This window comes from Colwellia sp. RSH04, from assembly GCF_003545765.1.
In the GTDB taxonomy this organism is placed as follows: domain Bacteria; phylum Pseudomonadota; class Gammaproteobacteria; order Enterobacterales; family Alteromonadaceae; genus Colwellia.
Window position 1 is genome coordinate 1 of the sequence record NZ_QXIO01000015.1, and the last position, 15723, is coordinate 15723.

Here is a 15723-nt window from a genome sequence, read left to right on the forward strand (position 1 = left end):
TAACATAAAATATACTATTGATATCCAGCGCTATTAGCGCTTGGCCATTTGGAGAAAACTTCAAATCGAAGTAGTGATTTTGGTTATCAAAGTTAGTTAGCTTTAAGCGCTTTTCTGTCACAACATCATAAAGCCATATTTGTTCACTGCCTGTAGCTTCACTTATATAAGCTACTGCTTTACCGTTTGGAGAAAATGCTGGTAGCCTGTCACTAACACTAGCATTTGCAATAGTTTTGCTGTTCCCATTAATTAGATCTACAAGTTTAATATCTTTGTTATGCCTACCTGCAACATATAAATAGTCCTTGCCGTTACTATGTCTGTAGGGTCTTACGATTTGTTCACTGGCAGAAAAAATAATTTCTTTTTCCTTACCTGATAAATCATAGCTAGCCAATTGATATGATGGGAAACCATCCATAAGGACCATTCTGTCTCCTTGATGAGACCATATTCCGCAGCAAATATAAGCATTTTGCTTGAACAGTAAATTAAGTTTTTCACTATCTAAATCAAGAGAGTAAAACCCTACCCACTGCTTTTCATCAGGCGATGAAATGAGAAGCTTGTTTTTTGTTTGGTGGAGATCAAATTGACTATTTCCTGCAAGATGAACACTCGGCTGATTTAATCGTGTTTTTATTTTGTGTGTAAAGCACGAAAATCACCCTAACCATTTAATAAGTTATTTTTTTGCCAATGCCTAGGTTCTTTGAGCATTTAAATACAGTATTCAAATTTTATAGTCTGACTTATGATGTTAATTATCAAAAAAAGGAAAATATGAAACTTTTGACTCCCTTAAAGTCATATTGGTGGAAGTTACTAGCATTTCTATTTACCTCTTCGCCTTCTATAGCCTCAGAAAAAGTAAAAGTTAAAATTGCTGCCGTTGATTGGTGTCCTCAATTATGTCCAAGAGGGAACGTATCTGGTTATATAAATGAGATATTGTCATCAATATATCCTTCGGAGCTGTTTACTTTAGATATTGATTACCTCCCTTGGTCACGAGCGATTAAGCTTGTAAATAAAGGTGATTACCAAATGTTGTTAGCTCCTACAAAAGAAGAAGCGCCTGATTTGAAATACCCTTTATACCCTATCGGCATTCAACAAATGTGTTTCTTTACACTAACCGATTCTAATTGGAGTTATATAAATACCGACTCATTAAAAGGTTTAAGTGAACCAAGTAAACATATTGATTTTAATCTTTAAATAATAATATACTGTTATGTGCCTATTGTCTGAGGTCTAATCTAACAAAGGCAATATTATAATGAGGATCATATGAAAATTTTTGAATGGGATGACAATAGAAAAACGCTTTTATCGATGCTTTGGGTTTTTCTTACTGTTAACTATATTTTCTGCGATGTTTTTACTCTTCATCATGCTGAATCACTGCAATCATTTTTAACGGGTGAAGCTGGGGGGATGAAAATAACAGAAGAGTTTCTTTTGTATTTTGCATTTATCATGCAAATTCCGATGATTATGATTCTTCTTTCTAGATATTTAGTATATCGACCAAATAAATATCTAAATATCATCGCAGCAATCATAACCGGTACAATCCAAAGCGTTACACTCTATATGGGGGGTACTCTGCACTACATTTTTTTTAGCATGATTGAGATAAGTGTCGCAGTATTAATAATTTACATCGCAGTTACTTGGAAGGAAAAAATTGTTTCCTCGCAATAGTCCAGCACATAACAAGTCACTCAAAAGGACAAAAAACAGTTGGTTTTTGCTCCTTCGTCGCTTATTTTAACCAACTATTTCTTGCCTCTTAGTGAGGCGTTGAGGCTGTATAATTACTCATTTTTAAGAAAAACAGCCTGTTTTATGGGTTCCAAATACATTACCTAATGCTTTAAAAACGCTTAGAGTTAATTACAGGAGCTCGTTTTTTAATTGAATTTGGCTGTTAGAGTTATTCTACAGTCTCGTTATATGCAATTCAGATTTATGAGTATTATTCAAAGGTTCGTATGGAAAATTTAGTTGTCATTAGGGAAGCGAAAAAAAGTGATCACCCATTTATTTTTGAACTTTCACCTTACTTAGTTGAAGTTGCTCAGCTAGATTGGCATAGTGACGAAGCTATTCAAAAAATGCAAGATGATTACATTTCTAAAATGCTTGAAGAAACACCGAAACCAAACATCACCTTTATCGCTGAGATCAATAATATTTCATTGGGTTTTATTCATGTACGAACACAAAAGGATGGAATTTCAGGTGAAACTTGTGGAACTATACCGCTTCTTGCCGTATCACCTAAATCGCAAGGTTTGGGCTTAGGTAAACTTTTAATTGAACACGGTGAAAAGTGGGCTAAAAACTTAGGCTGTAGGTTGTTACATCTAGAGGTCTTTGCAAATAATAAGAAAGCGGATAGCTTTTATCAAAATATAGGTTTTAAGCCTGAAACTGTTCATATGATAAAACCAATATAGAGTAATTTGCATATAAGCATTTAAAGCGGGACTGCTAACAGTTTGCTCGGTTTCGCTTCGCTACACATTTTAGCAAACAATTATCAGCCCCTTAAATGGGCTACATGGACTCCCCTTTGTCAAGCAATAGCATCTCTTACAACAAGAAGATCTGACAGCAGCTCTACATTCGGCGTTTATTAGCTTTGTTACGCTATCGCCCTGATGATTTGCGCTTGAGCAATGCCTCATTCGTTAAACAGAGTCTTCTCTTTAGAGAAACTCTTCCCGATTAAACAGGCTTTCTTGCTCTCGGTCTGACCGTGTTATCGTCAATTGCTAATGCACAGACTCGGTGGGGTTAACCGTTTGGTTTAACCTCTTACTTCATAAGAAATTATTTTACATAATCTACCTGATATTCTTTTTCTGAGTGTAACAGTGCCCAAATTAGTCGGGCGTTTTTAGCCGCTAATGCGACCGTTGCTCGTTTAAAACCTCGTCGCTGTACAAGATCTTTTACCCAAAGGCTAGTGCGGTCAGTTTTATTTTTACAGTTAGCAATAACGGCTCTTGCACCATGAATGAGTGAGGTACGAATATGTTTCTCGCCTCGCTTGCTAATTCTGCCTAAGCGAGCAACCCCGCCAGTTGAGTACTACCTTGGTACTAAGCCTATCCATGCGGCAAAGGAACGACTACTGTCAAAATGTTTTGCATCATTGACGGTAGCAACGACAGCGGTTGCTGTGATTTCACCAATACCCGGAATACTCATTAAGCGTTTAGCGTCTTTCATTTTATTCGCTAGCGCGTATAGTTTTCTATCATATTTGAGTACTTCTTCATTCAAGGCTTTAATGCTTTGCCATAAATCATTGAGTAATTCACGAGCAAGGAAGGGTAAATTGTTTTCAGCATCTTCCAAAATACCTACAATGGCTTTTTGTGCAGGATAACGGCCTTTAGGCATGATAATGCCAAATTCGGCGAGTAGGCCTCGCAAACGGTTTATCCGTGCGGTTCTATCTTTGATAGCGCCTTGGCGAATACGATGCAAACATAATACGGCTTGTTGCTCTTCGCTTTTGATACTGACAAAACGTGTCTTTGGTCTGGTGGCTGCTTCACAAATAGCTTCGGCATCATTGGCGTCATTCTTTTCGTTTTGACGATAAGGAATAACAAATTTAGATGCTATGATGCGAACATCATGGCCAAGTTTCTTGAATTCCCTTGCCCAGTAATGTGCTCCCGAGCATGCTTCCATGGCAATAATGCACTTTGGTAGCTTTGCTATTTCTGCTAACAGTTTGTTTCTTTTGACAGTTTTTCTTAATTTACACTTGCCATGTTGGTCAACACCATGAATACTAAAAACAAGTTTGGCTAAATCGATGCCAACGACTTTAATTAAGGACATATGGACTCTCCTTTATTGAATGTATTTAACACCTTTCAATATGGCACATAGATGCCGATTAGTAGGGGAGTCCATATCATTCGTTAGGCAACTATCATGATTTCCGAGCCAGATTGGTCACAACATGCGATAAGTTCGGCAATTTCGCCAAAGTTTTTACAACTTTTCGCATCAATAATTATGCAGCAGACTATCAATGAATATGAATTACAAATGTGTATAGCTATGCTACTCAAGCTGGATTACGAAAAGGTTCAAATTCTTACAGCAGAGTTGTCATATCGTCAACTTATAGCATTATTGTCGTCGTCAATGCTGAAGCTAAGCGATTCAGAAAGTGAGAACTTTAAAGAGTTTAAATACGCATTAAAAAAGGTAGATGAATTCGAACAACTCAGAAATAATTTAGCGCACTCGATTTGGATGCACTCTCCAGAAGGTATTGCTAAGCCGGGAGCAAAAAGAATGAAAACCACCTCAAAGAGAAAAGCAGGGTTAAAGCTTATTGAAGAGGAGTTTTCAGAAGAACATATAGAACTGCAATGGAAAAAAGGTAACTTTTTCATTAAAGAGTTAAAGAAAAGAGTGGTAGCAGTAGTTGCCTAACACATATGAGCCTTATTCCCGTCAATAGGCAATAGGGTTTTATTTAGCTGCCGTTAGGCAGCTAATTGTTCAGTCAATTCACAAGTTCATCTACTTCGCTATGTCAATTAGCCATTAAACAACGGTTTACGGCAAACACATATAGAGGCTCTCTTATTGTGATCTCATCACTGCCTACTCTGTCTATCCATAGGTTAAGTAGGGGCACTAGACATTTATCGGTTAACCTTACGCTGGTACTATTCAAGCATGATGACTCAGTGCCTTTGGGCGCAGTTCAGTTAGTTTAAGACTCAGTTAAGGTGTAAACGCGCTTGCTCATTGCAACTTTTAACGTTAATGCGCACCAATGGCGAGTCTAATCAAGCGAAGTGGCTTGGACTACTCGGCATAATAATCATCAACTTTCAGTTAACGGACGCGATGATTAATCAGATGCTCTTACTCATCCAGTTAGGTGTTCAGCTCTCGCCATTGTGCGACTTAACGGTTTAAAAACTTATCTTCATCAAAAACCTGCCTATCTCGAAGCATGAAGTAAACACAGCGACCAATTTTATAACGCTTTACCTTTACTCATGCGTTTTTGTAATTTAGCTAAATAGCGTTTAGCGTTGTCATTACCGCGAAGATAAAGCACTGCGGCTTCACTAAAAGCCCATTTCAGATAACCATTACCAATTTTATTACCGCTAGTACCATAGGTTTTCCCAGCTGACTCTGCTTTGCATTTCACTAATCGTGAATAAGAGGCAAACTGTTGAACGGTGGGAAAACGGTTGATATCACCAATTTCATATAAAATGGTTAATGCTAAAGTTTGACCAATACCCGGGAATGTTCGGACGATATTGAGTAGTGCACCATAATGTTCTTTGGCTTTTCCTTCGATAAATGACTCAACATGCTTTAGCTCTCGGATGTAGCAATCTAGGATGTTCATGTCGAGTGCTATCATCCGTTGTACAACAGGATCATCATAATAATGTCGCAGTCCGTCACGGGCACTGACATTTTTTAAATTAAGTGATTGAGCGGGTAAGTTATATTGACTGTCTGTGTTAACAACGTGAGCTTTTAATTCACTTCCATGTCGCATAACGTAGGTGCGCCTTCTGAGTAAATCTCTGGTTGCACGAGTCTCTGCTGGGTAATTGTAGGCGAGTGGAAAATTTCCCCCACGCATTAGGCTAGCAATTTTATAGGAGTCTATCTTATCGTTTTTAGCTTTTCCGCCATGGATAGCCTTCATATAAAGCGCATGACCTAAAATAAACTCAACATTCATTTCACGACAAAAGTCACTGACCCAATACCAGCAATGCATACACTCAACCCCAACCACCACCTGTCCAATATAGGGTTTGAGTAGCTTGTGTAACTGATGAGGATCGGCTTTTATTTTCTGATGAACGACTTTATTACCATGTTCATCAAGTATGCAAACATATAAAAGTCGTGCATGTAGATCGATTCCGCAATAATATTTATGTAAAGTAGTATAGAATTTCATTGAGCTTTCTCCTTTTGGTTTGGTCGCCTTGAAGTTTAGCTCAGTGCTAGACTTCGGGGAGAAGGCTCAATTAGTATCAAGGCGCTGCTGTCGGACAAATTTGCTGCAGAGCGCGGCGTTATCGATACAAAAACTAATCTGAATTCAATTCTAGCCAGTAAGTGCAGATGTCCGCTTTGTGGCAAAAGTAGAATTTACAAATGCACTAATATTGACGCTTGGTCTTTCTTGGTCATTTTACTCACCACCAAGTTAAATGAGTTACCGGTCATGCGTTCAATTTCACCTTAGGGAATTGAACCATCTAAAATAACGATATTTCATTGTGTTTTAAGCATATAACATTAATGCTACTGAAATAATTATGGGTAGAATTTCAGACCTTAGCGACTAGTCGTTCTTTAGGTCAATTGATAGCCCAGCCTGTGTTAAAACTCCCAAAGTAAAATTTTTATGCGACGCTACGTAAATTAATAGGTAGCTTTAAATCAAATGTAATACAGAATTTAATATAAAGAACATTTTTCGTTGGTTTTAACCAATTGCTCAAGTTTGAAATAGTTTTCACACAGCCTGAGCCAATAGCTGACGTTAGCTTTTGTGCACATTTCATAAATAATGATCTGAAATTTTTAGTGTTTATCTAAGTCATCTCTATATCCCTGAGTTGAGCTAAACATTTCGACAGGTGAGTCAAATATCTTCGACTTAGCTGATATTGATTAAATCGTTTTTTAGACTGACTTCATATAATCATATAATCATATAATCATATTGATGATTGATGATTGATGATTGATGATTGATGATTGATACCCCCTTAGAATTAAAAACATGATCCTATTTATTTTATTGTCAGGCTTACTTGACAGTGTCATTATTTGTCGACATAATGTAATGGCAACCTTACACTAAGTCAGGTTTTCAAGTCATCAATTCACTGGCCTCGCCAATTGCCGGGTTAGTATTTTTAGGAAAATATTATGAAAATGTCTAAGCAAGAAGTTTTTTTCGTGAAACGTTTTATGTCCGCAATGTTTTTATTTCTCATCTTGATTGCAGTACAAACGTTTTCTATAGAATTGTTAGAACTGTCAACTTGGCAAAAAGTTATTTTCACTCTTCTACCAGTATTGCCACTAATATGGGCATTTCTAATTTATAGAGCTAAATATAGAGCGCTGGATGAATACATGAAAGCACTAACCGGAGAAGCGTTTTTATGGATGATTGGCCTTCTTTGTTTTTCATCATTTATTTACGGCATGTTAGCGATGAAATTCCCAATGCCTCCGGTAGAACTAGCATTGGTAATGCCAATTGTATTTGGTGGTCACGTTCTGATACTGCAACTACTAATATGGAAAGATAATGAATAATCGAATTAAGGTATTACGCGCTGAACAAGACTTGTCACAACAAAAACTTGCAGAAAGAATAGGAGTTTCTCGACAAGCTATTAATGCTGTAGAGAGGGGTAAACATGATCCTTCATTGCAGTTGGCATTTGATATCGCCAACCAGTTTAATAAGCGCATTGAAGAGGTTTTTTTCCCTGAGAAAAAATCAGAGTTTAAAGATAACGAATGAAATAGATAATTTAATTAGGAAGTATTATGAGTTATAAATGTTGCATTAGTTTGTTATTAAGCATTACCCTTTATTCTGTGATTTGTGCGCCAAGCGGAAGCTATCTGTGACGAAATTAGTACTTCCGCTTACACCAAAACCTGAAATTATTGACTGAGTGGAAAGTTAACTGCGTTCACAAACAAACAAACAATAAAATCTAATTGATTATTTGTCCGCTAACTTTGTTAACACGAACCAAAGAACATAAGAGTACTTAAATAATCATTTAAGGATTATTTAATATTGATAATATATTTGCCAAATTTTTATCAAATGACATACTATTTTTTTAAATCATTTTTGTTTTTTATTTAAAGGATTAATATGAAAATAGAGGAATTTAAAAAGAAAGCTAAAGCACTAGGTTAAAGTAGTTTTGAAGGGGTTCCAATGTTTAAAGGTGAGATTGTACCCAAAGGTAAACTAGCCTTCGATTTTAGTTATAATGTGCTCACAACTTGTTTTGATAGATTAGTTGATATAGAAAACACTTCTGGTTTATATCAAATATTTACTTTAGATGGTCTACCTCTCAAGGTTGGGATTGCTAAAAGTTTACGCAGCAGACTAAATCAACATTTAAAATCCTCACAAAAAAGACTGAAATCTACTATTGACGGTGAAGTACTTGAACCAAGCCATCTTCAATCTACACAATCTATCTTAGCAAAGCATTTGTATTTCGATAGCTCACTAACAAATGACAACGATTTAAAAACAGAATGTGGAAGACGTAACTTTCTAATAAAAGAAACCTACTTGCTTATTACCTATACGTGCGACAGAGAAGAAGCCAAACGTTTAGAAAAAATCGCTGAAAGTTCAGATATGTGGCGTTACAAAGGAATGGTAAAGATAATTTAAATCAGAGGTATAACAATACTTTTACTTAATAAATTTATTTTATCATAGTGATTCATGTTTTGCGGATTCGGATACTAAAAAAGATCAAAAACTATGAATGTAATTGATTACAATGTCGGAATACTTGCTGCTAGATAAAGCTAAGCTAACTTCAGCTTCCGTATCTTAGTTAACATCGAGCCAGTTAGAATTTGAATATTCTCCAGCTAGCCAAAAGCAGAAATTGCCGCTAAGACCCAAACAATCACTTTAACCCTGTTGATTCTAAGCAGGCTTATTGACCGTCATATTTGGCCTTGAATAACCTATTGTCGACACTTGATGCTCATTAAAGCTGAATATTTAATTATCAAAGCAACTGTAACTACATATTGTCGACAATATGTGTTTTAATAGCCTCACTTAGATATTGGAGGTAACTATGAGTGTTTATGATTTTTTTGGAACTGTTAATACTGTTTTTATTTTTGTAAGTTTGTATGGTGTCTTGTCGCAAGTAAGAACTATTTGGCGTAGAAAGAAAGAAGAGGTAGGCACTGGTTCTACAGAGTTATTATCTATTAATCAGTTTACTGTTAGTTACTTAGCGTACTTTTCGTTTTTTATTTATGGTTACTCTATAGAGCCTTTTAATCATTATATTGTGTGGCCTCGTTTAATCGCAACATTACTGGTAGGCGTTATTTTGTATGAAATATGGCTTGATAGAAAAACAAAGGAATCTACTTATGTTCTCCTAATTGCTTTATTTTCTTTGATATTAGGAATAGTGGGGCTGCTTTATGGTGATACATTTGTTGATGAAGGACGTAATGTGTCGACAGCTATTATTCTCGTTATATCTCTATTAATCGCGCAAGGTTATTACCATCAAATAATGTTAATTATAAGATCTGGTGCTACAGGTGCAATCGACTTAAAAATGAGTCAATTTATTTTTATGATGGATATTTCAACTATCGCTTTTGCTTTGAGTATGGGAATTGAAAGCGGCTGGCCACTAATGGTACTTGCTATAACGAGTGGTATAACAAAAATAATCATAATGTATTTGTTTAAATGGGTTAAGTTAAGCCCTGTGGCTATAGAACGTAGAAAAGAATACAACAGTTAATATGATAAATCGTAATGATTTACCGTGTGTTCATTTAATGAACACACGGTAAATTCTTTTTATAGGGGGTATTTTCCACCTGCAATGTCAATGAACGAGCCAGTGACATAAGAGGCTTCATCAGATAATAACCATACTATTGAGTTCGCAACTTCTTCGGGAGTTTCGCCACGTTGTAATAGTATTTGTGAACTTAACCGAAGGCTAAGGTCAACTTTCATATCTTAACAGTCCATTCTGATGTCTTTTTTTTCGTTCAGAAAATGGTCGGTTTTGTCGTAAAAATGATCCTAAGTTATATCTCGGAAAGAGGCACAAACCGAGATAAGAAAAATGTCCGATCTGTTCGCAAAATGGAAGTTTCCCGTGACTTAATCTATATTTCAGCTCCTAACCAATAGCGGATATTGAACTTCTTTGTTACCAACGGCAGCTTAAAGCGAAAAGCGGAAGTTTACTCGAACACACTTTTGGACAAAAATGCGTTAGTACGAATACGTGCTTTGTGCCAATAAGAGACGTTTTACTCCAAATCAAAACTCTAAAATAAAGCTTTAAAGTTTAAGGTCTTTCAGTTTCAAATTAACTCGTTTCGCTAATTTTTTTATGCTTTCTTGATGCTCCAGTAATACAGTAGTAAATTCAGCTTGATGCTGAATAGGCTTCAATAAGTGATCGTCTTGCAAAGTCCACCATTCTCGATCAAAGGTTTCAAGCCAGCCATGATTTAATGCCTTACGCAAATGCTCTGTAGCCTTGCTAGGTAGATTCAATTGGGCATTTACTTGAGCTAATGCCATTTCTGCTTGTGCTTTGTCATGAACCTTATCCAAAAGAAGAAATTGCCCTACATTATTTAATACAACATTGGCATATTCTTGTTCATTCAACTTCAATTTGGTTGCGCCATAAAGTATCAACGCTAAATAGTTGTCAGTTGTCACGTCAACTACGCCGGCATTATGCCAATCTGGATAAAGGTGTAACAATGAAGTTTGGGCTTGCTCATACAGAGCTGCTCTATATTGCGCAATAGCTAAACTGTAATTGTACTTATAGCTATTTGGTCGAGTGTCACTTAGTTGCTTTAATAAGGAAACTGCGTTAATTAGCTCACCTTTTAGGCCGTAATCTATTAGCTTTAGAGAGTTTTTAAAATGTTCGTGTTTTGATGCCATGCGAGCCAATATTTTATTGGCTTCTTTATCCTGCCCAATACTTAAGTACGAAAAAATAACCTGCTCACAATATTCGTCACTAGAGCAATATTCAAGCAGTTCGCTATTGTTTAAGTGCCATTCAGCGATGGCTATAATTGCGTTTGCTGTGTTGCGAAATAAATGGGTGGATTCAATAATACTGGCATTTTTATCCGGCTCCAAAATTTGGGCTCTATTAAACAATTTTTGTGCTGTATCTAGTTTACCTCTGATTGCTAAATACTGGCTGTATATGATTTTTAGTGACGCAGAGAGTGGATTCAAAGCAATGGCATGCTCCATATGCTTAATGACTAACGCATCTTTTCCCATCTTATTTAGTAATGAACTGTACCAATGGTGAGTCGTTGCATTGTCTTCTAACGCTAAGGAACGTTCAAACTTTTCTTGTGCTTCATTCAAGATAGTTAAAGGGGCTTCGGCGTAACTTGCATTGAGAGTCAATAGCACCCCTTTAGTTGCAAGTGCAGTTGGCGAGTCTGGCTCTAAAGCTAATGCTTGCTCTATATGAGGAAGTCCTTTATTTACCGATTTTTTCGCACTCCAATTCGCGTAATAATGAAATTGGCTGTAAGTGATGGCTAGTCCAACGTGTGCGTTCACGTAATAAGGCTCTAATTCGAGACTATGTTTAAAATAGGTCTCTGCCTTTGATAATGAGGTTGGCGTTCTTTGTCGCCAATGATATTGACCCATTAAGAACCATTCGTATGCTTGGCTGTCGACTTTCTTTTTAGTCGCAATTTGGGCCTGTGAGCTTGGCTGAATAGCTTGCCTAATTTCACGGCTTATTTTATCCTGCAAACTGAATAAGTTTGATTTTTGACTGTCAAAACTTTTTGCCCAAAGCAATCGTCCATCAAATGTTCTAATTATTTGAACATTTACTCTTACTTGATCAGCTGATTTTTGGACGCTACCGTCTAATAAAGCTTCTACCTTAAGGGCGTTACCAATTATGGATGGGTCCCTATTTTCTCTGAAGTTGAAAGAAGACTCACGAGAAATTACCTTTAAAGGTTTTGATTGTGAAAGTTGGTTAATGATTGCGTCAGAAAGTCCCTCTGTAAAATGTACATTGTCTTCATTATCATTTAGGTCTTCGAAGGGTAATACGGCAATTGAGCTAATAGCTACATAATTGTCATCCTCAGGCTCTTGATATATTCGAAAGAAAATAACGAGAATAATGACGGCAATTAATAACAATAAGAGCGAACTTCCGATAAAATTAGGTTTACGATAGTTCGTTTGTAAATTAAGCGTATTTGAAGGCGCTTCTATTAGTTGCGTGTTTTCTACTAGTGGTTTTACGGCTGCAACTAAATAATAGCCAACATTAGGTATCGTTTTGATAAATGTTGGTTGGCGAGCGTTGTCTCCTAATGCTTTTCTAATTTTACTAATAGCTACTGATAATATCTCCTCATTGACAATACTCTCTTGCCAAACATGCTCAATAATTTGTTTTTTGGTTACACTTTGCTCTGCATTTTGAATGAGAAATAAAAGCACTTGCATACTCTTATTATCAATTGACTTTTGTTCGTCAGTGTCTTGAAACGTATTAGTGATTGGACAGACAATCCATCGTCCTAATTGATATTTTTGACTGTTTTGCAAAGACATATCCGAAAAGTAATTTCTTCTGAAGTGTATTATAACTGAACAATGCTGATTAACCTTTACTTTTTATCTTATGTAAACGACGCCTTGTCTTATTTCGATTTAAAAAATAAAGCCTAATAAATTCAGATCTTTAACGATTAATTTCAGAACATTTAATATAATTTAAGTTGGATAAGGTGCAGTTCAAATATACCTTATGTGTACTTAATTTACGTTTTGGTAACGAGGATTTTAAGTCATTTATGACTGCCAAAACGAGAGACGATTTACTATTTAATAGGAGTTAACATGTTCGCAAATTATCGTACCAAGTTACTAACTGCATTGGTTCTACTTATTTCGTTTGAGGGGTTTTCAAAAGAAACTGAGCTTAAGGCACCAAGAGCCTCAGCAGAAGAGGTTAAAATAGACTTTTGGGACATGGCTCCACTAGAAAAGGCCTTTATCAACATTGCACCAGAAAAGTTAACAGACAATTTAAAAGTAGGAAAACTAGGTATTGATGGAGGTAACAAACCCTCTATTTTAACGTTAGCTAAAGCGTTAGCTGAAAATAAGTATGGGAAATATGACAGTTTACTTATCAGCCACAAAGATAAATTATTGTTTGAGTCTTATTATAAGCGTGGACGAATCGATTTACCTCATTTCCAGTTTTCTGCCACCAAAGGATACACTAGTTTAATTATAGCTAGAGCCGTTCAATTAGGTTATATCACAATGGCTGACTTGAATAAGCCTTTGGTGAGTTTTTTCAAAGAACTAGATAACAATAAGTTGGCAGATGGTATAGAAAAAGTCACTTTACATCACGTGCTTTCAATGAATTCTGGCCTTAGATTTACTGATGAACAACTTAAAGACTTTAGAGGAAACCGTGAGAAGTATTCAGGCGTTGCTGAAGTGCAAGCTTTTCTGGAATTCACTAAGCCAATAACCAAAGAGTCTCAGGTTTACAAATACCAAGCACCCGATCCCATTTTGGTAATGCACGTTTTAAACGCGGTTGTGCCAGGAACAGCTAAAGACTTTGTTGAGAAAGAGTTCTTAAACAAAATGGGGATATATAACTATAAGTGGAAGCTAGACCCTAAAGCACTTCCAAAGGCAGAAAGTGGCCTGAATTTAACCCCTCGTGACATGCTCAAAATAGGAGAAATGGTTATCAATAAAGGGAGGTGGGAAAATGAGCAACTTATATCAGAAAACTATTTAATGGCTGCTTTTAAAGCAGTTACCAAGCCAACCCAAAGTTGGATACCAGAGAGTTTTAATTATGGCTATTTATGGTACCAGACTGATATCGCTTTAAATAATAAAAACTACAACGTTAATTTTGCTTGGGGAGCGGGTGGAAACCGAATAATTGTAGTTAATGAGCTTGATTTAGTAATAGTCGTTACCGGTCATGACGAAGAAGATGTCGTTTTTGAGCCGCTAATTAAAGCAATATTGCCTGCATTCATTAAGAGCTAAAACTAAATGGCAGCTAACCAAGTATAGCTGTGGTTAGTTGCCTGCAATCAATTGTCAGAAAGAAATCAGATCAATATCAGGTTTTTTTATGACTCATATTTCCCTTCCTTGCAAAAGTGGCAATAGATAGCTTTTCTATTGGGTGATATAACGAGTTTAAATTAAGGCTTTTAAGGAGTAACTAATGAAAAAGTATTAATTTCGACGGTATTTTTATAGTTACAGCATTCCAGCATACATTTGAATTTCCGATGTGCTATTGAATCGTCTACGGTTTCCCCCTATGCCTAATAGTAATCTAGACGCTAAAAACGGGCCAGTAACAAGTAAAGGTTTGTAAAGCTCTACGTCAGGAAAAGCATTAAACAACTCACTAATTTCTCTATCAAAGACCTTAATAACCTTCACCGCAACAACTTAAAAGGCTATTCTAAAAATACTGATACTGCTTTTGAATTGCTACGCAAAAGGCGTCAGTTAGCAAAACTTTACATTAAAGACAGGCACTTGTATTACCTGAGTTTGGATATCAGAGGTATTCATGAAAATTGTTCAAATCATTTTTACATCAGAAAGTACTAGTTTTTAGCTATTGTACTTTTAAAGGTTGCGTTAGAATGACTAATAATCAGTTTGTAAACGGCCTAAACATAGGGGGTAAGTAGTTTGTCTAACCAATTACTATTTTTTTTTAGTACATTAGGTGCATTTAATGGCCTGCTATTAACAGGATATATACTCTTTTCAAAACCAGCTAGCCTCGAACGTCACCTGCTAGCATTCCTTTTATTTGCTATCAGTATTCGTATATCTAAGTCTATTTGGTTTTATTTTGATCCTGGTGTCGGTAAGCAGTTTTTGCAACTTGGCTTATCAGCTTGTTTCTTTGTTGGTCCACTATTGTACTTTTACATTGCGAGTGCTTTTGGGGTGCTCGATAAATTACGTATTAAGTGGTCATGGCATCTTGGATCACTACTATTGCTTGCGGTAGGTATTGGAATTGTTTACCCCTATCAATTTAATCCAGAACTTTGGGGGATATTTTATCGTATTATAAACTATAGTTGGGCGCTCTATATTATCAGTGCAGCCTTTATAATGTTCCCTAAATTAGTCGTTTGGGTGGGTGATCAGGCGCAATTGTCATTAAAAGAAAAATTAGCAGTGAATGTATTTTCCGGTACCGCACTGATATGGCTCGCCTATTTTACCGCTTCATATACCTCTTATATTGTTGGCGCTTTGTCGTTTACTTTTATTCTCTATTTATCTGTTTTACATTGGCAAATAGCTAAACATAGTAAAAAAGAAGATTTACCCGTTAAAACCAATCCGTCCTATGTCGCTAATAAAATAGAGGAAAATAAAGCAGCTGGTTTAATACAAAAACTGACAAATTTAGTGCAGCAAGAGCGGCTCTATACCAATGCTAATTTGACGCTGCCGCAATTAGCAAAGAAATTACAACTGTCGGTACCGCAACTATCTCAGTTACTAAACGACAATATGAAAAAGTCATTCTCAGTCTTTATCAACGAGTTTCGAATTAATGAAGCAAAGCGGCTTTTAATTGAGTCACCTAAGATGACGGTCGATGTTGTGGCTGAGGAATCAGGCTACAATTCACAATCAACTTTTTATACTGCCTTTAAACAATTTGAGCACACAACTCCTGCAAAATACCGTCAAAGCCAGTTAAATAGTTAATATTATTTTCCTATATTATAATTTCGGTATTCGGAATTATTGTATTGCAATGTTTTTAAAAGCTTTTTCTCTTATCTTAGTGTTGT

At 36.1% G+C, this 15723-nt stretch carries 12 protein-coding genes and 4 pseudogenes; 10 read left to right on the forward strand and 6 right to left on the reverse strand.

The annotated features are described in order from the left end of the window. A partial coding sequence (locus D1094_RS16995) for a PD40 domain-containing protein (protein WP_182440232.1) occupies positions 1–433 on the reverse strand: 433 nt, incomplete at its 3' end. Between the two features lie 353 nt (positions 434–786). Between D1094_RS16995 and D1094_RS17000 the strand changes: the two genes are divergently transcribed. The 3 genes from D1094_RS17000 (at position 787) to D1094_RS17010 (ending at position 2471) form a co-directional block, all read left to right on the forward strand. Then, positions 787–1224, forward strand: a complete 438-nt coding sequence (locus D1094_RS17000) for a hypothetical protein (protein ID WP_118961312.1) — start codon at positions 787–789, stop codon at positions 1222–1224. A 72-nt stretch (positions 1225–1296) separates the two neighbouring features. Then, positions 1297–1713, forward strand: coding sequence for a DUF6326 family protein (locus tag D1094_RS17005; protein WP_220452570.1), 417 nt, complete (start codon positions 1297–1299; stop codon positions 1711–1713). 290 nt (positions 1714–2003) lie between these two features. Continuing rightward, on the forward strand, positions 2004–2471 hold the full coding sequence (locus D1094_RS17010) for an N-acetyltransferase (RefSeq protein WP_118961313.1): 468 nt from the start codon (positions 2004–2006) through the stop codon (positions 2469–2471). Positions 2472–2847: 376 nt separating this feature from the next. Here the strand turns inward: D1094_RS17010 and D1094_RS17015 are convergent. Then, positions 2848–3873: pseudogene (locus tag D1094_RS17015) on the reverse strand (IS110 family transposase). A gap of 96 nt (positions 3874–3969) precedes the next feature. Here D1094_RS17015 and D1094_RS17020 point away from each other — a divergent pair. Beyond that, positions 3970–4479, forward strand: coding sequence for a hypothetical protein (locus D1094_RS17020; RefSeq protein ID WP_118961314.1), 510 nt, complete (start codon positions 3970–3972; stop codon positions 4477–4479). A 483-nt stretch (positions 4480–4962) separates the two neighbouring features. On the opposite strand, the pseudogene D1094_RS17025 reads toward D1094_RS17020, so the two are convergent. Continuing rightward, a pseudogene (locus D1094_RS17025) lies at positions 4963–5992 on the reverse strand (IS110 family transposase). 983 nt (positions 5993–6975) lie between these two features. Between D1094_RS17025 and D1094_RS17030 the strand changes: the two are divergent. From D1094_RS17030 to D1094_RS17045, 4 genes are all read left to right on the forward strand, one after another. Further along, complete coding sequence (locus D1094_RS17030) at positions 6976–7371, forward strand: hypothetical protein (RefSeq protein WP_118961315.1); 396 nt, start codon at positions 6976–6978, stop codon at positions 7369–7371. Beyond that, complete coding sequence (locus D1094_RS17035) at positions 7364–7582, forward strand: helix-turn-helix transcriptional regulator (protein ID WP_118961316.1); 219 nt, start codon at positions 7364–7366, stop codon at positions 7580–7582. Before D1094_RS17030 ends, D1094_RS17035 begins: the two co-directional genes overlap by 8 nt. Positions 7583–8014: 432 nt before the next feature. Continuing rightward, positions 8015–8488, forward strand: a complete 474-nt coding sequence (locus D1094_RS17040) for a hypothetical protein (protein WP_118961317.1) — start codon at positions 8015–8017, stop codon at positions 8486–8488. Positions 8489–8909: 421 nt separating this feature from the next. Further along, entirely contained in the window at positions 8910–9602 is a 693-nt protein-coding gene (locus D1094_RS17045) for a hypothetical protein (RefSeq protein ID WP_118961318.1), read from the forward strand. A gap of 59 nt (positions 9603–9661) precedes the next feature. On the opposite strand, the pseudogene D1094_RS17050 reads toward D1094_RS17045, so the two are convergent. Then, positions 9662–9802: pseudogene (locus D1094_RS17050) on the reverse strand (SDR family oxidoreductase); the annotation flags it as partial. A gap of 354 nt (positions 9803–10156) precedes the next feature. Then, positions 10157–12451 carry a winged helix-turn-helix domain-containing protein gene (locus D1094_RS17055; RefSeq protein ID WP_118961319.1) on the reverse strand — a complete coding sequence of 765 codons (2295 nt, stop codon included), beginning with the start codon at positions 12449–12451 and terminating at the stop codon, positions 10157–10159. A gap of 288 nt (positions 12452–12739) precedes the next feature. Between D1094_RS17055 and D1094_RS17060 the strand changes: the two genes are divergently transcribed. Then, positions 12740–13927 (forward strand): serine hydrolase, encoded by a 1188-nt coding sequence (locus D1094_RS17060; RefSeq protein WP_118961320.1) that lies wholly within the window; start codon positions 12740–12742, stop codon positions 13925–13927. A gap of 225 nt (positions 13928–14152) precedes the next feature. Here D1094_RS17060 and D1094_RS17065 read toward each other — a convergent pair. Beyond that, positions 14153–14344, reverse strand: a pseudogene (locus D1094_RS17065) (IS110 family transposase); the annotation flags it as partial. A gap of 249 nt (positions 14345–14593) precedes the next feature. Here D1094_RS17065 and D1094_RS17070 point away from each other — a divergent pair. After that, positions 14594–15637, forward strand: coding sequence for a helix-turn-helix domain-containing protein (locus D1094_RS17070; RefSeq protein WP_118961321.1), 1044 nt, complete (start codon positions 14594–14596; stop codon positions 15635–15637). The last annotated feature ends 86 nt before the right edge of the window (positions 15638–15723 follow it).